Origin of the sequence: Trichormus variabilis 0441 (assembly GCF_009856605.1) — a bacterium.
In the GTDB taxonomy this organism is placed as follows: Bacteria; Cyanobacteriota; Cyanobacteriia; order Cyanobacteriales; family Nostocaceae; genus Trichormus; species Trichormus variabilis.
This window is the reverse complement of record NZ_CP047242.1, coordinates 3,383,816-3,403,392: the sequence shown is the minus strand read 5'-3', so window position 1 is coordinate 3,403,392 and position 19,577 is coordinate 3,383,816. Positions and strand designations below refer to the sequence as shown.

Genomic DNA, 19,577 nt, shown 5'->3' with positions numbered 1-19,577 from the left:
ATCATTTCAATTAAACTCTTGACTCTACTATTTGCTGCGGTGCTTGTAGCGCCTGGGGTAAACTCCAATCAGGGCGCAGTTTCCGAGCTTCGCGCAAATAAATGTGATTAATGGGAGTAGAGGTAGGTAGATAAGCGTGGATTAAGAAACGGATACAGCGCTGTAAACTACCTTCAACGTGCATTTGCTGTACATCTAACATAGCTACATTATCCCAACCCGGCCGGGGTCTAGCGATCGCTGCTGGAAAAGTCGCATCCAAATCACGGGTTACAGAGAATGTCACACTAATCATATCTTGTGGCTGGAGTTGATTTCGCCCTTCCAGTTCGTCTAGCAGTTCACTCACCGCCTCTCGAATTGCTTCCACAGTATTTTCCGAAACGGTTGTTGCTCCACGAATTGCACGCAATCGCCACTCCACGCCAAAGTCCTCCTTGATTAGTTCAGTTGTTAGTTGTTAGTTGTTAGTTGTCAGTTGTCAGTTGTCACTTCTTACTTTTGCCAATGACTAATGACTACTGACTATCGACAATTTAAGGTCTATATAACCACAGTGGTAAACCACTGGTAGACATTTCAAACTCTAGCCAATCTATACTTGCACCTAGCCTTGAGTAACCCTTACGGCTCCCTGGTAAAACTCTACTTAATAGGGGTTTTCGTTCTTCTAGGGTATAGCAAGGTGTCTTCTCAGGATCAAGACCGACTAATTCTGCTGTCCAGCGACGGGCTTCTTCTTCGGTTCCCAAGCGGTCTACTACTCCTAATTCTAAAGCTTGCTGTCCAGTAAAAATCCGTCCATCAGCAAAACTTTTAACTTTCTCTACGGCTAAAGACCTACCCTCGGCTACTGTTTGGACAAACTGCTGGTAACTTGTGTCAATCAACTCCTGCAATATGTCTTGTTCTGGTTCAGTTAGTTCGCGGTCAAATGACAAGATATCTTTGTAAGGCCCAGATTTAATTACCTTGAAAGATACACCAACTTTGTCTAACAAGCGTTCTAGGTTGTTCCCACGCAAAATTACACCGATGCTACCTGTGATTGTTCCAGGGTTAGCCATGATGTGTTCTGCTCCCATCCCGATGTAAACACCACCAGAAGCAGAGATATTACCAAAACTAGCAACAATTTTGATTTTTTCCCGTAACCGCTTTAAGGCGCTGTAGATTTCTTGGGAGTCTCCGACTGTACCGCCGGGGCTGTCAATGCGTAGCAGTAATGCGGGAAACTTTTTTTCTTCAACAGTTTTTAAAGCTTCTAGCACTCTTTTGCGCGTCCCACTGGCGATCGCACCTGTGATTTCAATGCGAGCGATTTGTTTACGAAACTTTGACTTAAAAGGCCAAACCATGAGCAAATAGAAACCTCGTAATGATCTAAATATAAATTGTCTAGTGGTCAGATGTCCTAACTCTGATTTGTCAAAAAAAACAAGCAGCCATGAGACCCTTACGAATTTTAATGAATTTTTTAAGTTTTGTGTGCTTGTTTCTTTGCTATTGTTAATTCCACAGGGTTTAGATTTCAGTCACAGTCAGTCTCATAATTCCAGTTAAAAAACCTATAAATTCTACTTAGATTATTGATACTTAATTAATCTCATCTAAAATCTGTACCTTTATGCAGATTAAATTAGAGCAAGCAAGATTGAACTATCTCTAAGCCTAATTGCTCAGCATTTAATTATTAATTAAGATAGTAGTTTTTGTTGATCAAGAACACTCTAATATCGACTCTCTTTCATGACAAAGTGTATTTCACCTAAGTCAGAAGCGCCGTAAATCATCAGATGTTGCGGTAGAGATGAGTTACAGTTTCTTTGCTATCAGGATAAGCTTGCTTGATTTCGCTTGTACATTCTTGAATTCAAACGTTACTATAAGTTTAGCTATTAAATAATTTATTATTAATATTTGTTAAATTTAAAATTTACAATATTTCTAGTAGGTGTGGAAGTAACAGTTAAATTCACCTTCATAACCTGGAAACTATCAGTATTGAGTTTTGATGACTTAGGAATCTAACCTTAAAATTTGATATCGGTAGTAAACGTAAGTATCGAACAGTGCGCCAACAAAACTACAAGTCAGACCAATAACTAAAATCCCGTGTAGAGCAGAGCCACTACCGAAAATGATCAGGAAATTAAAGATTCCGTCAGCGATCGCCGTAGTTAAGCCTCCCACAAGGGGAACATAGCCACCTAAAGATAGAAAAAGTAGCACACCACCGATTAAACATAAGGGAGCGACAAAGCTAAAAATAATCGTCAGCACCAGAGAACGGAGAAAATTTGTAAAAATAGTCATTTCAGACAAACTCCGAGACTAAAGTGAACAATAGCCGAGCAACTATGTGTCCTCTTTCTACAATACGTGCGATCGCTTCCCAACAGACAAGTTGTCAAAAATCTTAAGTTTTCATTAAATTAATTAGTTACTTGTTACACCAGTGCGTAAGACCGTAAAACAAGATAAAAAGCGAAAAAAGCCTGATTAAATAGAGTTTATACTGCAAAATATCCATGTATAGCGATGTGTAACGTGTTCATGCAAAGCTATATTTCCTGAGAAAATCATTAAGCAAAGTTAATATTTCCCACAAGATAACTGTTGACTATGGACTATTGACTGTTGACTATGGACTATGTACAGACGTTGTAGTGTAACGTCTCCAATGATGGAAATGACTAATAACTAATGACCACATCCAAATCCAGCTTAGGAACATGGAGTCAGCGATTGCTGGCGGCAATATTTCTGGGTGGACAAGCTATAGTTCACCTCTTGAGGGGTAAAATCCACTGGCGCAACACCAGAGAACAAATGGCAGCCGTAGGGCCAGATTCGTTATTTATTGCCCTATTAACAGCAGTTTTCGTAGGTGCAGTGTTTACCATTCAGGTAGCACGGGAGTTCATTAATTTTGGCGCAGGTAATCTTGTCGGCGGAGTATTAGCAGTAGCATTGACGCGGGAATTATCACCAGTACTCACAGCCGTGATATTAGCAGGACGTGTGGGTTCTGCCTTTGCCGCAGAAATTGGCACAATGCGGGTAACAGAACAAATCGATGCCATGTTGATGTTAAAAACTGACCCAATTGACTATTTAGTCATACCCCGTCTGCTGGCTTGTTTTCTCATGCTGCCAATTTTAACCCTCTTGTCCTTAGTCACAGGAATTTTGGGGGGACTAATCATCGCCACAAATATGTATGGAATCTCCGACACAGTATTTTTAGATTCCGCCCGTAACCTGCTGGAAGTCTGGGATATTTGTAGCGCCATGATTAAGGCGTGCTGCTTTGGTGTGTTAATCGCCATTATTGGCTGTAGTTGGGGTTTGACAACCACAGGCGGAGCTAAAGGAGTAGGACAATCAACTACAACTGCTGTTGTTACGGCCTTATTAATTATCTTCGTGAGCAACTTTTTCTTGTCCTGGGTAATGTTTCAAGGAACTGGTGGTGCATTCCAGCAAGGGTTATAAGGATAGGGCGTGGGCAGGGGGAAAACTAATGTACAGACGTACACAACGTCTCCCCTGATGACCAATGACTATTGACTAAACTCCTAAAATAAGAGAAGTGTCTACTAAACCAGGATGAGAAACTGTGACCAGTTCAACTGCACCTAACTCCACAGCAACGGTGGAACTTAAACCTAGTTACAATATCCCTGTAGTGTTGGTAATTTCGGCTATTCCACTACTGTTGGTACAACCTTGGGTGGGAATTGTGTTTGCCTTTTTGGGTTTATTTCTTTTATTCCAAACAGTCAGCTTGCGTGTGCAGTTTACCGCCACGGACTTTGACCTCTACAGAGGTGAGAAACTAATTCGTCGCTTCCCCTTCCGAGAATGGCAAAACTGGCGAATTTTTTGGGATAGATTTCCCATATTGTTTTACTTTAAAGAAATTAGCAGCATTCACTTTTTGCCGATTTTATTTGACCCCAAAACCCTCAAAGCTTGTTTAGAAGAGCGTTGTCCCCGTATTTAGAAAGATATGGCAGTTGAGTAAGATAAGGGGCAGGAGTAAGAATTTTTACTCGTACAGTCAACGGTCAACTGTCAACCTTCAACCGTCCCAATTTCAAGTTAAACTGGGAAATTAGAAATTTTCGGGCAACTCAACAGTATATTTTTGAAAGCTATATTATTTGCATCTTAGGAATTGCACTGTAGTTTATGAACCCTGACGAATCTCAAACTCCAGAACCGATTGATGAGTGGTTGGAGCAAATACAACAAGAAAACCCTAAGCTGGAAAATCCAGAAAACTCATCTGAAGAGTCAGTTCTGGACATCGAAGGGCAAACTCTTTTGGTTGAGCCGCTATCAGTCTCTAATGAAGAATTGGCAAATTCTACAGACAATTTAACGGCGGAATCAACGGATGATTTGGTTCAGCAGTTAGAAACAGAAACTACATTATTGGGTTCAGAATTACCAAATAATCCCTTATACACAGAAGCAGAACAACGCATCGCGGAACTACAACGTACTGAAGCTGCACTCACAGAAGAAATAGCTAATCTGCAAGCTGCTTACAAAATCCTGCAAGGGCAAGTAAGCGAAACTCAAACCGCACTGGGAAGAATTGTGCAAGAGTCGCTAGCACAACTAGAACAGCGCAAACAAGCACTGCAAATTTCTGTAGAACAGCTAGAACGCCGCCAAGAGCGCATCCGCAATGAGATGCGAACTACTTTTGCAGGTGCATCTCAAGACTTGGCAATCCGGGTACAAGGTTTTAAAGACTATCTAGCAGGTAGTTTACAAGATTTGGCAGCTTCAGCCGAACAACTGCAATTAGTCCCAGCCGTTGTTGAAAGAGAAAAAGCACCAGTCAAAGAAACTAAACCCGCCGAACCTCAAGCAGGGACACCACAGTTTGCTCAACAGCAGTTTCAAGACACGACCAAACAAATTCGCCGCCTAATTGATCAGTATCGTAACAAACCTGATTATTACGGCCCGGCTTGGCAACTGAGACGCACCTTTGAACCAGTCCACGCCGAACGAGTCGCCAACTGGTTTTTCAACCAAGGGGGACGGGGTGCTTTGCGGACGATGGGTAGCCGTTTGCAGAATATTTTGATTGCTTCGGCAGCAATTTCGATATTACATAAATTATATGGCGATCGCGTCCGTACTCTAGTTTTAGCTAATACGCCAGAACGTCTAGGTGAATGGCGGCGAGGTTTACAAGACTGTCTCGGCATCGGTCGCCCAGATTTTGGCCCAGATAGAGGTGTTGTATTATTTGAAGCGCCAGATGCTTTAGCCCAGAAAGCAGACCGTTTCGTGAAAGCAAATCAGTTACCTTTGATTCTCATTGATGATTCCGAGGAGCAAATTAGTTTGGCATTATTACAATTTCCTCTATGGTTAGCTTTTGCTCCCGACCCGAAACTCATGAGAAATACTGAGGATGATTTTTAACAACCCAGCTTAAATTTAAAACCCCGGTTTTCTTAAGAAAACCGGGGTTCATTTAATTCAGTGTGTGAGAAGTTGACAAAATCAACTTCTTAGAGTTATAGCTGTCGCCAGTAGTGTTAAGACATCAATAGATGATACAACCTAGACACAAAAAGACTTTTTACCCAGTCCCCAGCCATAGCAGAAACTTGAATTCTAAAACCTATGCGTTTTTCCTGCACTTGCTTCGTGAAGCAATTATTAAACTACCAACAGTAAATAACCCAAATAATCCAGAAGGTTCGGGTACAACTGCGTAAGTTTGGCTCCAAGAATAGATACCAGTGTGGGATGTTTTATCATTGGTCTTATTGCGATCGCCTGCAATTGCCCCAGAATCAATCGCACTAAAGCCAAAGGCGTAATCTACCTTATCATTAAAAGTGATTTTGGCAATTTCACTAATTTGAAATGGTGTATTTGTGAGAAATGCTGTTTTGGCTAAATTAAACAACATCGCGTCAAAGATTGCGTTTCCTGTAGAGTTGCGAGCTCGATCAGGTGATGATTGTAGATAATTTGAGTTATTACGATTGTTAACTGTTCTTCGGGTATCTACATATCTTCCCGATACATCCAAGTGTCCAACCAAATCAACTTTCAACTCACCAGTTTTTTGATTTAAAGTAATATCCCCGATATTCGCATCGCCAGCCGAGTTAAAGCCTGTAGTTTTGAGAGCAGTAATTAAAGAATCAAAGTTACTATTAAAATCTTGGAGCAGATTAGAATTAGCAGTTGTGGGAATACGGGACATTAATCCACCATAAGCATTGCCAAAGCCTTTTAACCACGCTGTTGCTAATGTACCGTCAGCCCAATCATCTTTGGTGACACTTTCTACCTTGAGAGTATTCTTGCCCAAATTAGCAGTGAAGCCCACATGGTCTTTGACCACTTCACCATCTGTAAATAGTTCGACGTTAGTAGTACTATCGTTATCTGTCAAAGCAGCGATCGCTTTATTGATGTTGCCTTTATTTGTAAAATCATTTAAAACTCTTCGGTTCACACCACCAATACCAGTGTTATCAGATTGTGCAGCACCATAAGTCCAGGTATTGATATTAGGTTTATTTGCATCCGTGTTATTAACACCGTTGGTAGTGAATTGAATATCAGTAGGTTTAGCGAGATTGCCAGCAAAAGATGGAGTGGTAGTAATTGCAGTCATGCTTGCTGCTGCTGTTGCACCAACTAATAACTTTTTGATAGTTAAGGTCATAAATATCTTTTGAATTTTTGATATTGCGTCAAGAATCTATTGAGTTACCACAAATTAACCCTTTCATCAGCCATTGTAATTTTCATCCGTTTTTATTAGGTAAAACAGAAGTGAACATATGATGCTTTTTGGCTTAAGAAAAATGGCGTTTCTACTGACAGTATTTAGTGTTTATACGCAAATAAATTTTCAACTCAAAACCCCGGTTTTTTTGAAGAAACCGGGGTTTAATTCAGCCATACAAACTCTAGATGTAGAGTGTTGAAATCTTCCTTGTTTTTAGTCAGGCTTAATTCTTAATGCCTAACTGAAATACTTGCCCAATTAAAGCCAAACTTTCTTCAAACAGTGACTCACGTCCCCAGCGTTGTACCTGTTGACTGAGTAAAGCTTCTGCCTTTTGTTCCGATAAGGAACTCACTTGTTGAAATAGACCTGCGGCTTGAGCGCCACCGTGGGTTTCCATCCGCATACAACCGCCAGTTTCTGAGCAGATGACTGTACCGCAATTGGCTTGGGGATTGGTTGAACTGAGGCGCAAGGCAATTAAATCGCCCACAATATCACCCACATCCGCAACTGGAACCCCTGCCAATTCAGCTTCTACTCGCTTTTGGTCTTGGTTAACAAAGTGAATGCGAGTAATATCATAGTCTCCGCTATCCTTTTGATAGGAAATGGGTTGCCATTCCAAACGACTCGCTAACCATCCCAAAAATAACAATGCTTGGGCTGGGTTACCTTTTTCGTAATCAATTGTCACCCGGTCAATGTCTCCCAAAGCGGCGCGACGGTCGGGAGAATCGTAAGCTTCAGCTGTCAACTCTTGCCATGCAGCCAGCCTACGCCAGTTTAAATCAGCTAGAGGTACGCCTGTTTCTACTAACTTTTGCAGGCTGAGTAAATCGCTTTCTGGCTCGTTGAAGTTGCAAGAATCAACAATCACATTGTTGCAAACTGCGGCCAAGCGTTTAAATAAAATGTTGTTGGGGTCTGGTGTAGCCTTCCACCAGAGGAATTTTGGCAACCCACCAATCAACAATGCGGGAATCATCCCGCCAATTCTTTCCAATGCTGCTGGTGTACCACTGAGAGTAATGTACTCACAGCAGATGAGTGTACTGGAAGATTGTTTTTGAATTGGGCAGTAGGCAGAAACTTGAGCCTTTACCCCTTCATCTTCGCCAACAATGGGAAACAGGGCAATAATCCGGCAAGGATTACGGAGGGCGATTTCATCAGCAATTCTGGGGCTGGTGCTGCTGTAACTATAGGAAGTACTGCCATTAGTCTCACCATTAGCAGAATTGCCTTGGCGTTTGACAAATTCTTCTCGCAGTTTAGCCAGAGTTTCCGGTGTAGCTGTGCCGGTTTCTGGGAGTGCGTACTTGATTTGTACTTGTCGTAGTGCGGTTTCTGTCTGTGGGCCTAAGATGCCATCAATTGGCCCGTTGTAGAATCCTAAAGAAGCCAACAGATATTGGGTTTCTTCTGGTTCATATACTACTAGAGTAAATGTAGTAGCACGAGTAGCCGCAGGTAATGCGCCATCTTCGCCGGTGATGCCGTAGCTTTGCCAAATTTGATTAAGTTCCGCTTCGATTTCGTTCAGCGAAATGTCCTTCGGGGCTTGGAGTGAGAAAATGGTAGGAGCTTGGGAAGTCATAGTCAATTTGGTTAGTTGTCAATTGTCAGTTGTTAGTTGTTAGTTGTTAGTTGCCAGTTGTCAGTTGTCAGTTGTCAAGTAATCATCTGTTCTTAATCTAATGACTAATGACTAATGACCAAGGACAAATGACAAATGACTAATGCCTAATGACTAATTAAAGTCTGCGCCAGCGACGACCATCTTGGTTAATCAGAAATTCTGCTTCTGCTGGTTCCCAGGTTCCGGCTTCGTACTGGGGAATGGTGGCTGGGTCTGTGGGTAAGTCCCAAACAGAAAGGGCGGGGGTGACTACTTGCCAAGCTGCTTCTACTTCGTCGGCTCTGGTGAATAATGTTTGGTCGCCCATCATACAATCTAAGAATAGGCGATCGTAAGCGTCAGAAGTAGCTTCAATCCCAAAGGAACCATAGCTGAAATCCATATCTACGGAACGGGTGCGGAATTCTGCTCCTGGCATTTTCACATCAAAACGCAAGGAAATACCTTCGTTTGGCTGAATCCGCATGGCTAAAATGTTCGCGTTTCTTTGTTGCGCGGCTGATTGGAACATCCGAGAAGGTACATCGCGGAAGTGGATAGAAATCTCACTGACTTTTTTCGGCATCCGTTTGCCAGTACGCAGGTAAAAAGGAACACCTTGCCAACGCCAGTTGTCAACTAAAAACTTCATACCTACATAAGTAGGTGTGGAGGAATTGGGATCAACTCCTGGTTCTGTCCGATACCCAGGAACTTGTTGACCTTTCATCCAGCCAGCGCTGTATTGTCCACGTATAGCTGAACGTGACAGGTTGTGTACATCAGCTAGACGGGTAGCTTGTAACACTTTGACTTTTTCTGTACGGATACTATCGGCATCCATTGAGTTTGGTGCTTCCATTGCTGTGAGGCAATAAAGCTGCATCAAGTGGTTCTGCAACATATCCCGCAGTGCACCGGCTTTTTCGTAATAACCAGCTCGGTCTTCCACGCCTACGGTTTCTGCGACGGTAATTTGTACGTGGTCAACAAAGTGACGATTCCACAAGGGTTCAAAAATGGCATTGGCGAAGCGGAATACCAACAAGTTTTGAACTGTTTCTTTACCCAAGTAGTGGTCAATGCGGTAGACTTGGTTTTCTTTGCAATACTTCTGCACAACTGCATTGAGGCTTTGGGCTGATGCCAAATCTCGACCAAAGGGTTTTTCAATTACTAGACGATGTTTGTAGGGGTCGTCTAGCATTCCTGCTCCCCCTAGTTGCCTGATGGCTTCAGGGAAGAAGTTAGGGGCGACGGAGAGGTAAAACATCCGGTTTCCCCGTGTACCTCGTTTCTCGTCTAATTCGCTTAACAAATTCTTGAGTTTTTGATAACTTTCCGGGTTATCTATATCTCCAGGGCAGTAGAACAGACCTTGAGAGAAATCTTGCCATAGTTCTCCAAGTTCGACACTGCTATGAGCCTCTTCCATGCCTTTTTGCATTTGTTCGCGGAAGTATTCGTGGCTCCATTCCCGACGGGCTACACCAACAATGGTAGTTTCTGGGGGAATGCGTCGTTCCCGGCGCAATTTGTAAAGTGCGGGGACGAGTTTGCGCCAGGTAAGATCACCAGAAGCGCCAAAGATGACTATAATTTGGGGTTCGGGCATCCCTTGTTGTTGCAGACCAACGCGCAAGGGATTTTCCAGGAGACTAACCATAACAGTTTTGGGATTTTAGATGGAGGTTTGGGACGTGGGGTACTGGGGACTGGGTACTGGGGATTGGGGATTGGGATCAGGTAAATGTTTTCTCCCCTGCTCCCTACTCCCTGCCCCCCTGCCTCTTCTTAATCCCCAGTCCCTATACTGGTGACAATAGCTTGACTTTGCCCTCTAAAGAGTTCATAAGGGACTGGAAGGGTTGGACAAATTTGTTAATGCCTTCGATTAACAATTCGTCCATCACGGCATTAATATCGATGTTGATGTCTGGGTCTTTGAGGCTTTCGATCAATTGGTAGGCTTCTGCAACTCCTGTTTCTACACGGCTAGCGACTTCACAATGGTCGGCACAAGCGGTAATTGTTGCTGGTGGTAAGGTGTTGACGGTATCGGGGCCAATTAACTCATCGACATACATGACATCGCTGTAGTTGGGGTCTTTGGTGCTGGTGCTAGCCCATAATAATCTTTGCACTTTTGCCCCTTTGGCTGCTAGGGCTTGCCATCTATCGCTCTCAATAATTTTTTTGTATTCTTGATAAGCAATTTTGGCATTGGCGATCGCTACTTTACCTTTTACAGCCACCAGTTTTGCTTCTAAACTAATATCATCAATGCCACGGGCTAGTTTGGCATCAATTTTTCCGTCAATGTTGCTATCAATGCGACTGAGGAAGAAGCTAGCAACAGAAGCAATTTGGCTGATGTCCTTACCCTCGGCTAGGCGTTTTTCTAAACCCCGAATATATGCCCAAGCTGTGTTGATATAGCTTTGAACCGAGAATAGCAGGGTAACGTTAACGTTAATGCCCTCAGCTATTACCTGTTCTACAGCTGGTAACCCGGCTTCAGTACCGGGGATTTTAATCATCACATTTTCCCGCCCAATTTCTTGATAATAACGGCGGGCTTCGTTAATTGTCGCTTGTGTATCATGGGCAATGGTCGGTGGTACTTCGATACTCACATAACCGTCTAATTTATTCGAGGCTTCATATACAGGGCGTAAGATATCACAGGCGTTACGGATATCTGCAAAAATTAGGGATTCGTAAATTTTGTATGTGGGTAATCCCACACGCACACCAGCTTCGATATCAGCATCATAAATGACATTATCGGCGATCGCCTTTTCAAAAATCGCTGGATTAGAGGTAATCCCACAAATCCCTTGATTTTCAACTAGATTTTTGAGTTCACCCGATTGAATAATGTCACGGTTCAAGTTATCCATCCAGATACTTTGACCGTAATTTTTAATCTCCAATAAATGATTGGTGGCCATAGCTACAGTTTGTTTCACCCCGTAAAAGATGTTTTAAGTGACTTCGACAAAACACATCAAAGTATTGATGGTTACTTTTGCATTTTTGCTTTGTCTCTCACTTATTACATCGGCCAGCTGAGATAATCTCTCACATTTAGCTGAGAAAGTGCTGAGTGCTGAGTTATGAGTAAAAATTTATTCCTCTGCTCCCTACTCCCTGGCTCTTAATGACCATTCTGAATAAATGATTCAACCTTGGCTACGTCTTCTTTACTGCCAATAATCAGAGGTGTACGTTGATGTAGTTTTTTCGGTACAACATCTAAGATATCTACTAATCCCGTAGTTGCCCGACCACCAGCTTGTTGAATTAAAAAGGCTAGGGGAGCAGATTCATACAACAACCGTAATTTACCTTCAGGGTTTTGAACTGTCCCTGGGTAGAGAAACACACCACCTTGTACCAAGATTCTATGGATATCACTCACCATCGCACCACTATAACGAGCAGTGTAGCCTTCTGTACGGTGAACATAGCGGATATATTCCCGCATTGATTCTTCCCATTGCCAGAAGTTACCTTCATTCACGCTGTAAACTGCGCCGTGGTCGGGAATGCGGATATTTTCTTCACTGAGGATGAATTCTCCTAAACTGGGGTCAAGGGTAAATGAGTGAACTCCCTTACCCATTGTATAAACTAGCATCGTGCTAGGCCCATATAAAATGTAACCCGCCGCAATTTGCTTGCGTCCATTGGTGAGGAGGTCTTTAGCCTGACCATCACTATCATCACCTTCCTGTTGACGGATGGAGAAAATGGAACCCAAACTGAGATTGGTATCTGTGTTTGAGGAACCATCTATGGGGTCGTACAGTAAGGTATAACGACCTACGGGGCAATTTTCGGGAATGTAGTATGGTTCATCCATTTCCTCAGATGCAAGACGACAAACTAAGCCGCTTTGCTTAAAAACGGAGATAAACACGTCATTGGCATAGACATCCATCTTTTTGACGGATTCCCCTTGTACGTTCACCTCCCCAGTAAATCCGAGAACCCCTTCCATTAAACCAGCGCGGCTAAGGCGACGGGCAACTAATTTACCAGCTAAAGCAATCCGGTTCATCAGCGCACTTAAATCTTGTGCATCTGCGGAAAAACTTTGGAGTTGTTGGAGGACGTGACGGGATAAGGTTGTACAGTCGCGGTCTAGAGCTTTGTCTGTAGACTCGTTGACAGACAAATCCAAGGATTCTGAGGCTTTAGCCATGTTATGTACTTTCTTGTGACTGCTGTTAGTTGGATCAAGTTTGCGCGGCAACACATAGTTGCTGCTTCTATCTTAGAAAGGTAATTTGATAACCTAGATGTGATTTTAGATAAACTAAAGAAATCGAGATTTTACGCTTGCTAAGCTGGGGAGAGTTGCGGCAAGTAGAAGCATAAGGCTGAGTAAGTGTACTTATTATTTTGTGTTATCTACTCGATTGGCATCTTAAGTACGACTGTTAACATCTTGCATCAATATGACGACGAGTTTTGTAAGGTGGGCATCAATTACTTTTAATTGAAAGGTTCATTCTTATAACCCTTTTGCATTAGATGTAGATCATTTAAGGGAACACCAAAAAATAAATTATGCCAAATTGACGGTTAGTAGGGTGCGTCAGTATGAATAATTTCTTGGTACAGCTAAGTTTCCTCATAAGTAGCGCACCCTAAATTTTGGATATTTTTTTACCTGGAAGTCCCGGAGGTAAAGAAAATCCGGCTAGTAGGATAATTTTTGGGGAAATCACCACTAGTCGGATTTATTATTGAATTTTTATTCCATTGTGCGAGATATTTCCAGCGAATAAGCTACCTTTGCTTTAACTTGCACATCTTTTCGTGTTGGTTATTGACAGTTAATATCAATGTAAAAAAAGAATGCGACAAATAAACCATCCGTAGAGACGCGATAAATCGCGTCTTCACCCAATGATGTGTTGCAATCATTAATTGAATTGGTATAACCGTCAAATGTCAACAAACCATACAAGTCAGTATGTAATTTAAAAGCGTTGTAACTGATCAGCCTTATGTGTGTTGACAAACAGAATAAATTTTGCTTCTGTTTGTGGCTATTCTTGATTAATAATCTTGTTTTTTACCCCAACTACCTCGTCGGTCATCTTCTCGCGGTTTAGCCTTATTGACTCTCAGTTGACGACCCATCCATTCTGCGCCATCTAATTCGGTGATAGCTGCATCTTCTTGGGCATCTTCATTCATTTCAACAAAGGCAAAACCACGCATCCGACCGGTTTCACGGTCTGTAGGTAATACAACTCTTTTGACCTCACCGTAGTCTGCAAATACGGCTTTTAAGTCTGCTTCGGTGGCGCGGTATGAGAGATTTCCAACGTAGATAGTCATGTGGGATCACGTAATTCTTAACAAAGAGAGGCTAGTTCAGCTATAAAAAAGTCTTCAGCAAATATTGCATAGTCTTTTTTAGTTACAGAGGGTAAATGTTGTTGTGCAGCAATAATTGTTGCTGGCATTCACTCCAACTAAACCTGCCCTGCGACTGAACTAAGGCATACGCTCATATAATAACTGATCATGATAATTTTCAAAGTGAGAGATTTTACAATATCTCGCAAATAAAATTAGCAAGTCTTATATGTTTGATTAATGAGAAACAAAAGCCGGAAAACCTCGTTTATCATTTGGTTATTCAATCAGGGTTAGAGAAAAAATATTTTTATCTATTGGTTCCGTAATGAAGATTTTATAATTGTGATGTGGGGGGCGATCGCTTCCAAGTTCACAAAAGAGCGATAATCAGGGGTTAATAACTTGGTAGCCTCCTGTTTGGCCTGTAATGGTTTTAAATGTTACTTTTCCGTCACTACTGTTGTAGTAGCACGCAGATATGATCTCATCTGTAATTAAGTAGCGTGTGGAAGAATTGAGCGATCGCTGCGGTAAAATAAGGCTGCATCAGTCCGCAGATATGAAGGAACGGTGAATTCCTTGGTCATACCATTGGTGCGATCGCCACATATATTAATCCCAAACCACCGCCCCATCCTTCGCTCTAGAGATATTTTTTCCTCCTTGTAAAGTGAGACGTGACGGAAACCGACACCGTCCACTTTGTGCTTTTTACTTTTGTCTTGGGGTACTAGTTATGGACAGTTCTTTACTGAAGCTCTTCTAATTGCTTCAAAGTCCTTTTATATTCCTCAGTTTTGTTATTTGCTTGATAGAATTTTGCTGCTTTTTGAAAATCAGCAATAGCGGCTTGCTTTTGACCTAAACGACGTTGAGCAAGACCTCGATTATAGTAGGAGTCTGCGGATTCAGGAGCGAGTTGAATTGCTTGATTAAAGTCTGCGATCGCACTTTTAGTATCCCCTAAAGCCAGATAGGAAAGACCCCTATCATTGTAGATAAATAAACTAAAAACTCCATTTGGATCGATTTTGAGGGCTGTGTTATATTTTGCGATCGCACTTTTGTGGTCGCCTAATTCAGCGTGAGCTTTGCCGCTATTGGAATATACAGAAACGTCCTTTGGTCGTGGTCGGAGTTTGATAGCTTGCTCGTAATCAGAAATTGCACCTGCGTAGTCTTTTGAGAAATGACGAATCATTGCCCGACCTAAATAAGCATCTACATCATTAGGATTGAGCTTAATCGCTTCATCGGATTCAGCAAGAGCTTTTTCGAGTTCTTGCCTTGTAATGCCCAGTTCTACCAACGGGTCAGTCGTTGTTTGAGCCTGGGAAACGATTACCGGAGATATATTCTGTGAGGAAGTATTGGCGATCGCTTTTTGATTTACACCTGTGTTTAGTAACATCAGTATGGTTGAAATTCCTAAGCAGCTTGGTACGATGAATCTATATGTTTTTGGTATCATCATTTCTCCACAATTTTGATATTTGAGATGGTATGTAAAATGAGTATTCCTAGCATTGGGTAGCTAGATTAGGGAATACTGTGTTTTGTGCATGGTCAATCTTACGTAATTTATCGATTGTCAATTGCAATTACTTGATGTTGATAAAATCGAAACCATTATGTTGCATTTTCTAAATACTAAAAACTTTTTACGAACTATTTTTACAGATTAAAATTAGAGCCAAAAACCTTCAGCATATTTCGGGTAGACTCTATTGATCGAGCAGTATATTCCTGACGGATTTTAGGGGGAAATCGAGTTGTGATTTTATTGTATTCTGGGGCAACAAAGCCCACTTCCACTTCCGCAATTAATTTTCCGTCTTGAAACATCCAGGCTTGACCACTACCAGTATCTCTAAACGCAAATAGTTTACCGCCATAGAAGTAAGCAGTTGGTCCATTTTCCCCCTCTGGCCCTTCCATGCTAACTCTGGTGTGAATATCTTCCATCCGGCACAGTTCATATTCTAGACCCTCGAATCTACGCTTTTCTGGACGCACACAGTTTTCATCTACAAAACTGGTATGTCGATCAAATTTCTCTTTGTAAGTCAGCTTAGCTTTTGCTGGTGCTTGAGCTTGAGTAGATTGTATTTCTGAGTAATTAAATATGCAGAAAATCCCTATGATTGCTAACAGCAAATTTGAGTATTTGAGCATGGTTGCGTGAAAGTAACAAACAATTTTATTTCTCAAGCTTAAAATACTTTTTAAGTATATTCTTCCGTGAAATTACTTTATTTTGATAATATTATAACGATGTCTACTGTTAGGGTTAACGCATCTCAAACCCAATTGACAAGGAGACTTACCTGATAAAAAAATATAGATAAAGTAGCAAGATTCAAGAAGTAAGAAAATTCCTCTTGCTCTCTATTTTCGTATCTAAAAAAAAGCCGATGTGTAATTTACCATTACTTTGGTCGATTTCCACTGTTGAACCTACACCAAATACCTCCCGAATTAAACTAGGTTGCAGTAAGTTTTGAGGCGTTCCTACTGCTTTGATTGTGCCATGATGGACAACATAAATGCGATCGCAATAACTAGCAGCTAAATTCAAATCGTGCAATGCTGCAATTATAGTCACACCCTGCGTACCTCTGCGTTTAAATTTCCACCCTCCATTATCCTCACTATTCAAACTTCTCCAGAAATAGTACAATGAAGCGATCGCCTGCTGTACGTCTTCTCTAGGAGACGCTGTGCGGAGGACAATCGCCTACTCGTAACCCATTAGCAATAATAGTTAAAACCGAATTTACTACGATCTGGGAATTTGGACAAAAATCAACAATTATGGCTTAAATTGGTGTTACCTATTCTCCATAATGTGTACCTATAACTTTCCCGCGAAACACAATGTAATTGTAGATGTTGTAGAACAACATAATGGGAATCAAAAATCCAATGAAGATAATCATGAACACTAACGCGCTAGGTGCTGCGGCTGCTTGATAAATGGTAATACCTGGAGGGATGATATAGGGAAAAACAACTAATCCCAAACCTACAAAGGTAAGTAGAAAAAGCAGCACTGTCCAAACTAAAGGAGTGGTTTCTGCTTTGCGGTTCAGGCTTTGAATCAATAACCCAATCAGCAGCACACCTAACACAGGAATGAGTGAAAATAGATATACTTCTGGTTGGTGAAATAACTTTGCCCTGGCATTTTCATACACAACAGGGGTGGCGATGGTGATTAAGATTGCACCGATAAGAGTTGTCCAAGCAGCGATTTTTGCTGTGCGGTAATGGGATGTTTGCAGTTCTCCCTCAGTTTTTAATATGAGATAGGTAGAGCCAATCAATACATAACCTTGAATCAATGTCAAGGCAACTAAGAGCGATCGCCAATCGAGCCAATCCCACATACTACCGATAAAGTGACCTGATTCATCCACCTTAATGCCTTCTAAAATGCTCCCCAAGGCAAATCCTTGAAACAGCGCCGCCATGAAACTCCCAACTCCAAAGGCTATATTCCAAAATACTTTGTTTGTCGAATGCTCTCGAAATTCAAAGGCCACAGCCCGAAAAATCAAGCCAAATATCATGCCAAAAATGGGAATGTAGAGAGCATTCAAAATGGTGCCATAAGCCAGGGGAAATGCCCCAAACAGCGCACCCCCCATCAACACCAACCAGGTTTCATTGGCATCCCAAATATTACCCAAACTCGTCATTAAAATGTCCCGTCGCTCCTCATTGGAACTGGTTAGGGACAGAATACCTACGCCTAAATCAAACCCGTCTAACATGACGTAGAGAAACAAAAACAGAGCCAAGATGACAAACCATACCTGGGCTAAAAAGTGTTCTAAATTCTCCATATAATTACTGAATTGTTTTACCTATTTGATTTACGAAAAAGATCAGGTTCAAAGCCTTGTCCCTGGCGATGGCGCAGCGTCCGCACGCTCGTTTCGACTGCGCTCAACTACCGCTTGACGAAGTGTGGGTGGTTTCTCTCCTCTGCTCCCCTGCACCTCTGCACCCACTATCAACTAGGTAAAGAGGCGCTTGGTGTAGTGTGGTTTCTCTCCCCTGCACCTCTGCACCTCTGCTTTTTCACTGCTGTGCTTCCACAGGACGTTGATCGGGAACAAATTCAGCCGGAGTAGTTTCTACGCCTGGTTTGGTGTCAATACCTGGAACCGGAAGCTCCAAATTGGGGCCTTGACGAATAATCCGACTACCAAAGAATAAAGCACAAATAAACAGGGCTGTATAAATTCCGGCAAAAATGAGCAAGGATGTTAAAACCTCAGTCGCCGGTAGGTGGGAAACGCCATCTGCTGTGCGAATTTTCCCATAAACTACCCAGGGCTGCCGTCCGACACAGCGCACAATCCAGCCTGACTCTACAGCAATATAGCCCAATGGAGCTGCTAAAATCCAGATTCGCAGTAGCCATTTTTGCCCGGCGATCGCTTCTGGTGAAAGTTTACCCCGCAACCATTGAATCACACTGATACCCATCAAGCCAGCCAAGAAAAAGCCGATACCACTCATGATGCGGAAGGAGTAATAAATCAACCCCACCATCCGGGGGCGATCTTCAGGTTTCCACTCTTTCAGTCCCAGAACGGGTTTAGACAGATTTTTTTTGAATTCCAAAATGTAGCCTAAGCCGTTGGGAATTGAGATTTCCCAGTCATTTTGCTCAGTCTGATTATTGGGTAATGCAACTACACTCCAGGGCGCAGGCTGTCCGGCTGGAGAGGTTTCCCACTTAGCTTCCATCGCTGCGAGTTTTGTAGGCTGATAGTCAGCTACCTGTTCAGCGCTGAGGTGTCCGACATAGATTTGTAATGGGGTGACAGCGATCGCTGTTGCTAAGACAATTTTGAGCGATCGCGCAAAGAAAGCTTGATGACGGTTGTTGAGAATATACCAGGCGCTAATTCCCCCAATCACAAACAGAGAAGTTTCCAGTGTTCCCAAAAACATATGAGAGACACTGTTGACCATGAAGGGATTTAAAATTGCCTGAAAGTAATCATCAACAACAAACTTCCCATTTACTATTTCCCCACCGGCTGGGGTCTGCAACCAAGAGTTTGCCGCTAAAATCCAGAAGGTAGATAGGTTTGCACCAAAAGCAACCATAATCGTGGCAAAATAGTGAATCACTGGGTTTACCCGTTCCCAGCCAAACAGCATAATACCCAGAAATCCGGCTTCTAGCATAAATGCCATCGAAGCCTCAAAGCCTAAAATACTGCCAAAAAAGTCGCCTACCGCTTCGGAAAATGGGGCCCAGTTCGTACCAAATTGAAACTCCATTGGTAAGCCAGATGCTACACCAATCCCGAAATTCAACACATACAGCTTGGCCCAGAAACGGGCATGGTGGTAGTAATCAGGATGGCGTGTTTTTAACCACATTCCTTCAACAATAACCAGATAAATCCCCATCCCAGTGGTGAGAACAGGCCATAGCATATGAAAAATCGCCGTCAATGCAAACTGCATCCGCGATAAAGCAACGGTGTCCGATAGAAAGTTCATGAACTAACCTCTGAATTCGTTTAAATCTTGACCTGCGTAGCATCTTGGGTTCGCAGTCGCATGGTAACAGAACATTTCTCAGTCAACCAGAAAGTTTTTCTCAAAGAGCGATCGCTAATTTACTGTATTAACAAGGATTAGGGGAGTATTTGAATTATTGTAAGAGCAATATCAATTCTCTATGAAGTTGCACCCAATCAATGATGTAGAGACGTTTCATGCAACGTCTCTACAGTTCAGAATCAAGCACATCTTCATTAA

General features: G+C 42.3%; 18 protein-coding genes. 3 read left to right on the top strand and 15 right to left on the bottom strand.

Going from position 1 to position 19,577, the window contains the following annotated elements; translation table 11 throughout:
• Positions 1–10: 10 nt before the first annotated feature.
• The 3 genes from aroH to GSQ19_RS13740 all read right to left on the bottom strand — a co-directional run bounded on the left by aroH (position 11) and on the right by GSQ19_RS13740 (position 2,316).
• Entirely contained in the window at positions 11–424 is a 414-nt protein-coding gene (gene aroH, locus GSQ19_RS13750) for a chorismate mutase (RefSeq protein ID WP_011318501.1), read from the bottom strand.
• A 112-nt stretch (positions 425–536) separates the two neighbouring features.
• Positions 537–1,358 carry a signal peptide peptidase SppA gene (gene sppA / locus GSQ19_RS13745; protein WP_011318500.1) on the bottom strand — a complete coding sequence of 274 codons (822 nt, stop codon included), beginning with the start codon at positions 1,356–1,358 and terminating at the stop codon, positions 537–539.
• A 661-nt stretch (positions 1,359–2,019) separates the two neighbouring features.
• Positions 2,020–2,316: a hypothetical protein gene (locus tag GSQ19_RS13740; protein WP_041456112.1), complete on the bottom strand. Its 297-nt coding sequence runs from the start codon at positions 2,314–2,316 to the stop codon at positions 2,020–2,022.
• Between the two features lie 390 nt (positions 2,317–2,706).
• On the opposite strand from GSQ19_RS13740, the gene GSQ19_RS13735 reads away from it, so the two are divergent.
• The 3 genes from GSQ19_RS13735 to GSQ19_RS13725 all read left to right on the top strand — a co-directional run bounded on the left by GSQ19_RS13735 (position 2,707) and on the right by GSQ19_RS13725 (position 5,454).
• The gene (locus GSQ19_RS13735) at positions 2,707–3,498 is read left to right on the top strand and encodes an MlaE family lipid ABC transporter permease subunit (protein ID WP_011318498.1); all 792 of its coding nucleotides are present in this window, start codon (positions 2,707–2,709) and stop codon (positions 3,496–3,498) included.
• Positions 3,499–3,622: 124 nt separating this feature from the next.
• Entirely contained in the window at positions 3,623–4,009 is a 387-nt protein-coding gene (locus GSQ19_RS13730; RefSeq protein WP_011318497.1) for a DUF3119 family protein, read from the top strand.
• A 188-nt stretch (positions 4,010–4,197) separates the two neighbouring features.
• Entirely contained in the window at positions 4,198–5,454 is a 1,257-nt protein-coding gene (locus GSQ19_RS13725) for a DUF3086 domain-containing protein (protein ID WP_011318496.1), read from the top strand.
• Between the two features lie 202 nt (positions 5,455–5,656).
• On the opposite strand, the gene GSQ19_RS13720 is transcribed toward GSQ19_RS13725, so the two are convergent.
• From GSQ19_RS13720 to GSQ19_RS13665, 12 genes are all read right to left on the bottom strand, one after another.
• On the bottom strand, positions 5,657–6,718 hold the full coding sequence (locus GSQ19_RS13720; protein WP_011318495.1) for an NF038130 family PEP-CTERM protein: 1,062 nt from the start codon (positions 6,716–6,718) through the stop codon (positions 5,657–5,659).
• 289 nt (positions 6,719–7,007) lie between these two features.
• On the bottom strand, positions 7,008–8,384 hold the full coding sequence (gene opcA, locus GSQ19_RS13715; protein WP_011318494.1) for a glucose-6-phosphate dehydrogenase assembly protein OpcA: 1,377 nt from the start codon (positions 8,382–8,384) through the stop codon (positions 7,008–7,010).
• Positions 8,385–8,541: 157 nt separating this feature from the next.
• Positions 8,542–10,071 (bottom strand): glucose-6-phosphate dehydrogenase, encoded by a 1,530-nt coding sequence (zwf, locus tag GSQ19_RS13710; protein ID WP_011318493.1) that lies wholly within the window; start codon positions 10,069–10,071, stop codon positions 8,542–8,544.
• Between the two features lie 142 nt (positions 10,072–10,213).
• Complete coding sequence (gene tal, locus GSQ19_RS13705) at positions 10,214–11,359, bottom strand: transaldolase (protein WP_011318492.1); 1,146 nt, start codon at positions 11,357–11,359, stop codon at positions 10,214–10,216.
• 206 nt (positions 11,360–11,565) lie between these two features.
• Positions 11,566–12,615, bottom strand: a complete 1,050-nt coding sequence (fbp, locus tag GSQ19_RS13700) for a class 1 fructose-bisphosphatase (protein WP_011318491.1) — start codon at positions 12,613–12,615, stop codon at positions 11,566–11,568.
• 863 nt (positions 12,616–13,478) lie between these two features.
• Positions 13,479–13,763, bottom strand: a complete 285-nt coding sequence (rbp, locus tag GSQ19_RS13695) for an RNA-binding regulator (RefSeq protein WP_010998162.1) — start codon at positions 13,761–13,763, stop codon at positions 13,479–13,481.
• Positions 13,764–14,281: 518 nt separating this feature from the next.
• Positions 14,282–14,488: a hypothetical protein gene (locus tag GSQ19_RS13690; protein WP_153228376.1), complete on the bottom strand. Its 207-nt coding sequence runs from the start codon at positions 14,486–14,488 to the stop codon at positions 14,282–14,284.
• Positions 14,489–14,535: 47 nt separating this feature from the next.
• Positions 14,536–15,198, bottom strand: a complete 663-nt coding sequence (locus GSQ19_RS13685) for a tetratricopeptide repeat protein (protein ID WP_158647765.1) — start codon at positions 15,196–15,198, stop codon at positions 14,536–14,538.
• A 263-nt stretch (positions 15,199–15,461) separates the two neighbouring features.
• Positions 15,462–15,962: a hypothetical protein gene (locus GSQ19_RS13680; protein ID WP_011318489.1), complete on the bottom strand. Its 501-nt coding sequence runs from the start codon at positions 15,960–15,962 to the stop codon at positions 15,462–15,464.
• A gap of 184 nt (positions 15,963–16,146) precedes the next feature.
• Positions 16,147–16,392, bottom strand: coding sequence for an ATP-binding cassette domain-containing protein (locus GSQ19_RS13675; protein ID WP_185479682.1), 246 nt, complete (start codon positions 16,390–16,392; stop codon positions 16,147–16,149).
• Positions 16,393–16,621: 229 nt separating this feature from the next.
• Positions 16,622–17,635 (bottom strand): cytochrome d ubiquinol oxidase subunit II, encoded by a 1,014-nt coding sequence (gene cydB / locus GSQ19_RS13670; protein WP_011318488.1) that lies wholly within the window; start codon positions 17,633–17,635, stop codon positions 16,622–16,624.
• A 238-nt stretch (positions 17,636–17,873) separates the two neighbouring features.
• Positions 17,874–19,316 (bottom strand): cytochrome ubiquinol oxidase subunit I, encoded by a 1,443-nt coding sequence (locus GSQ19_RS13665; RefSeq protein WP_011318487.1) that lies wholly within the window; start codon positions 19,314–19,316, stop codon positions 17,874–17,876.
• Positions 19,317–19,577: the final 261 nt, after the last annotated feature.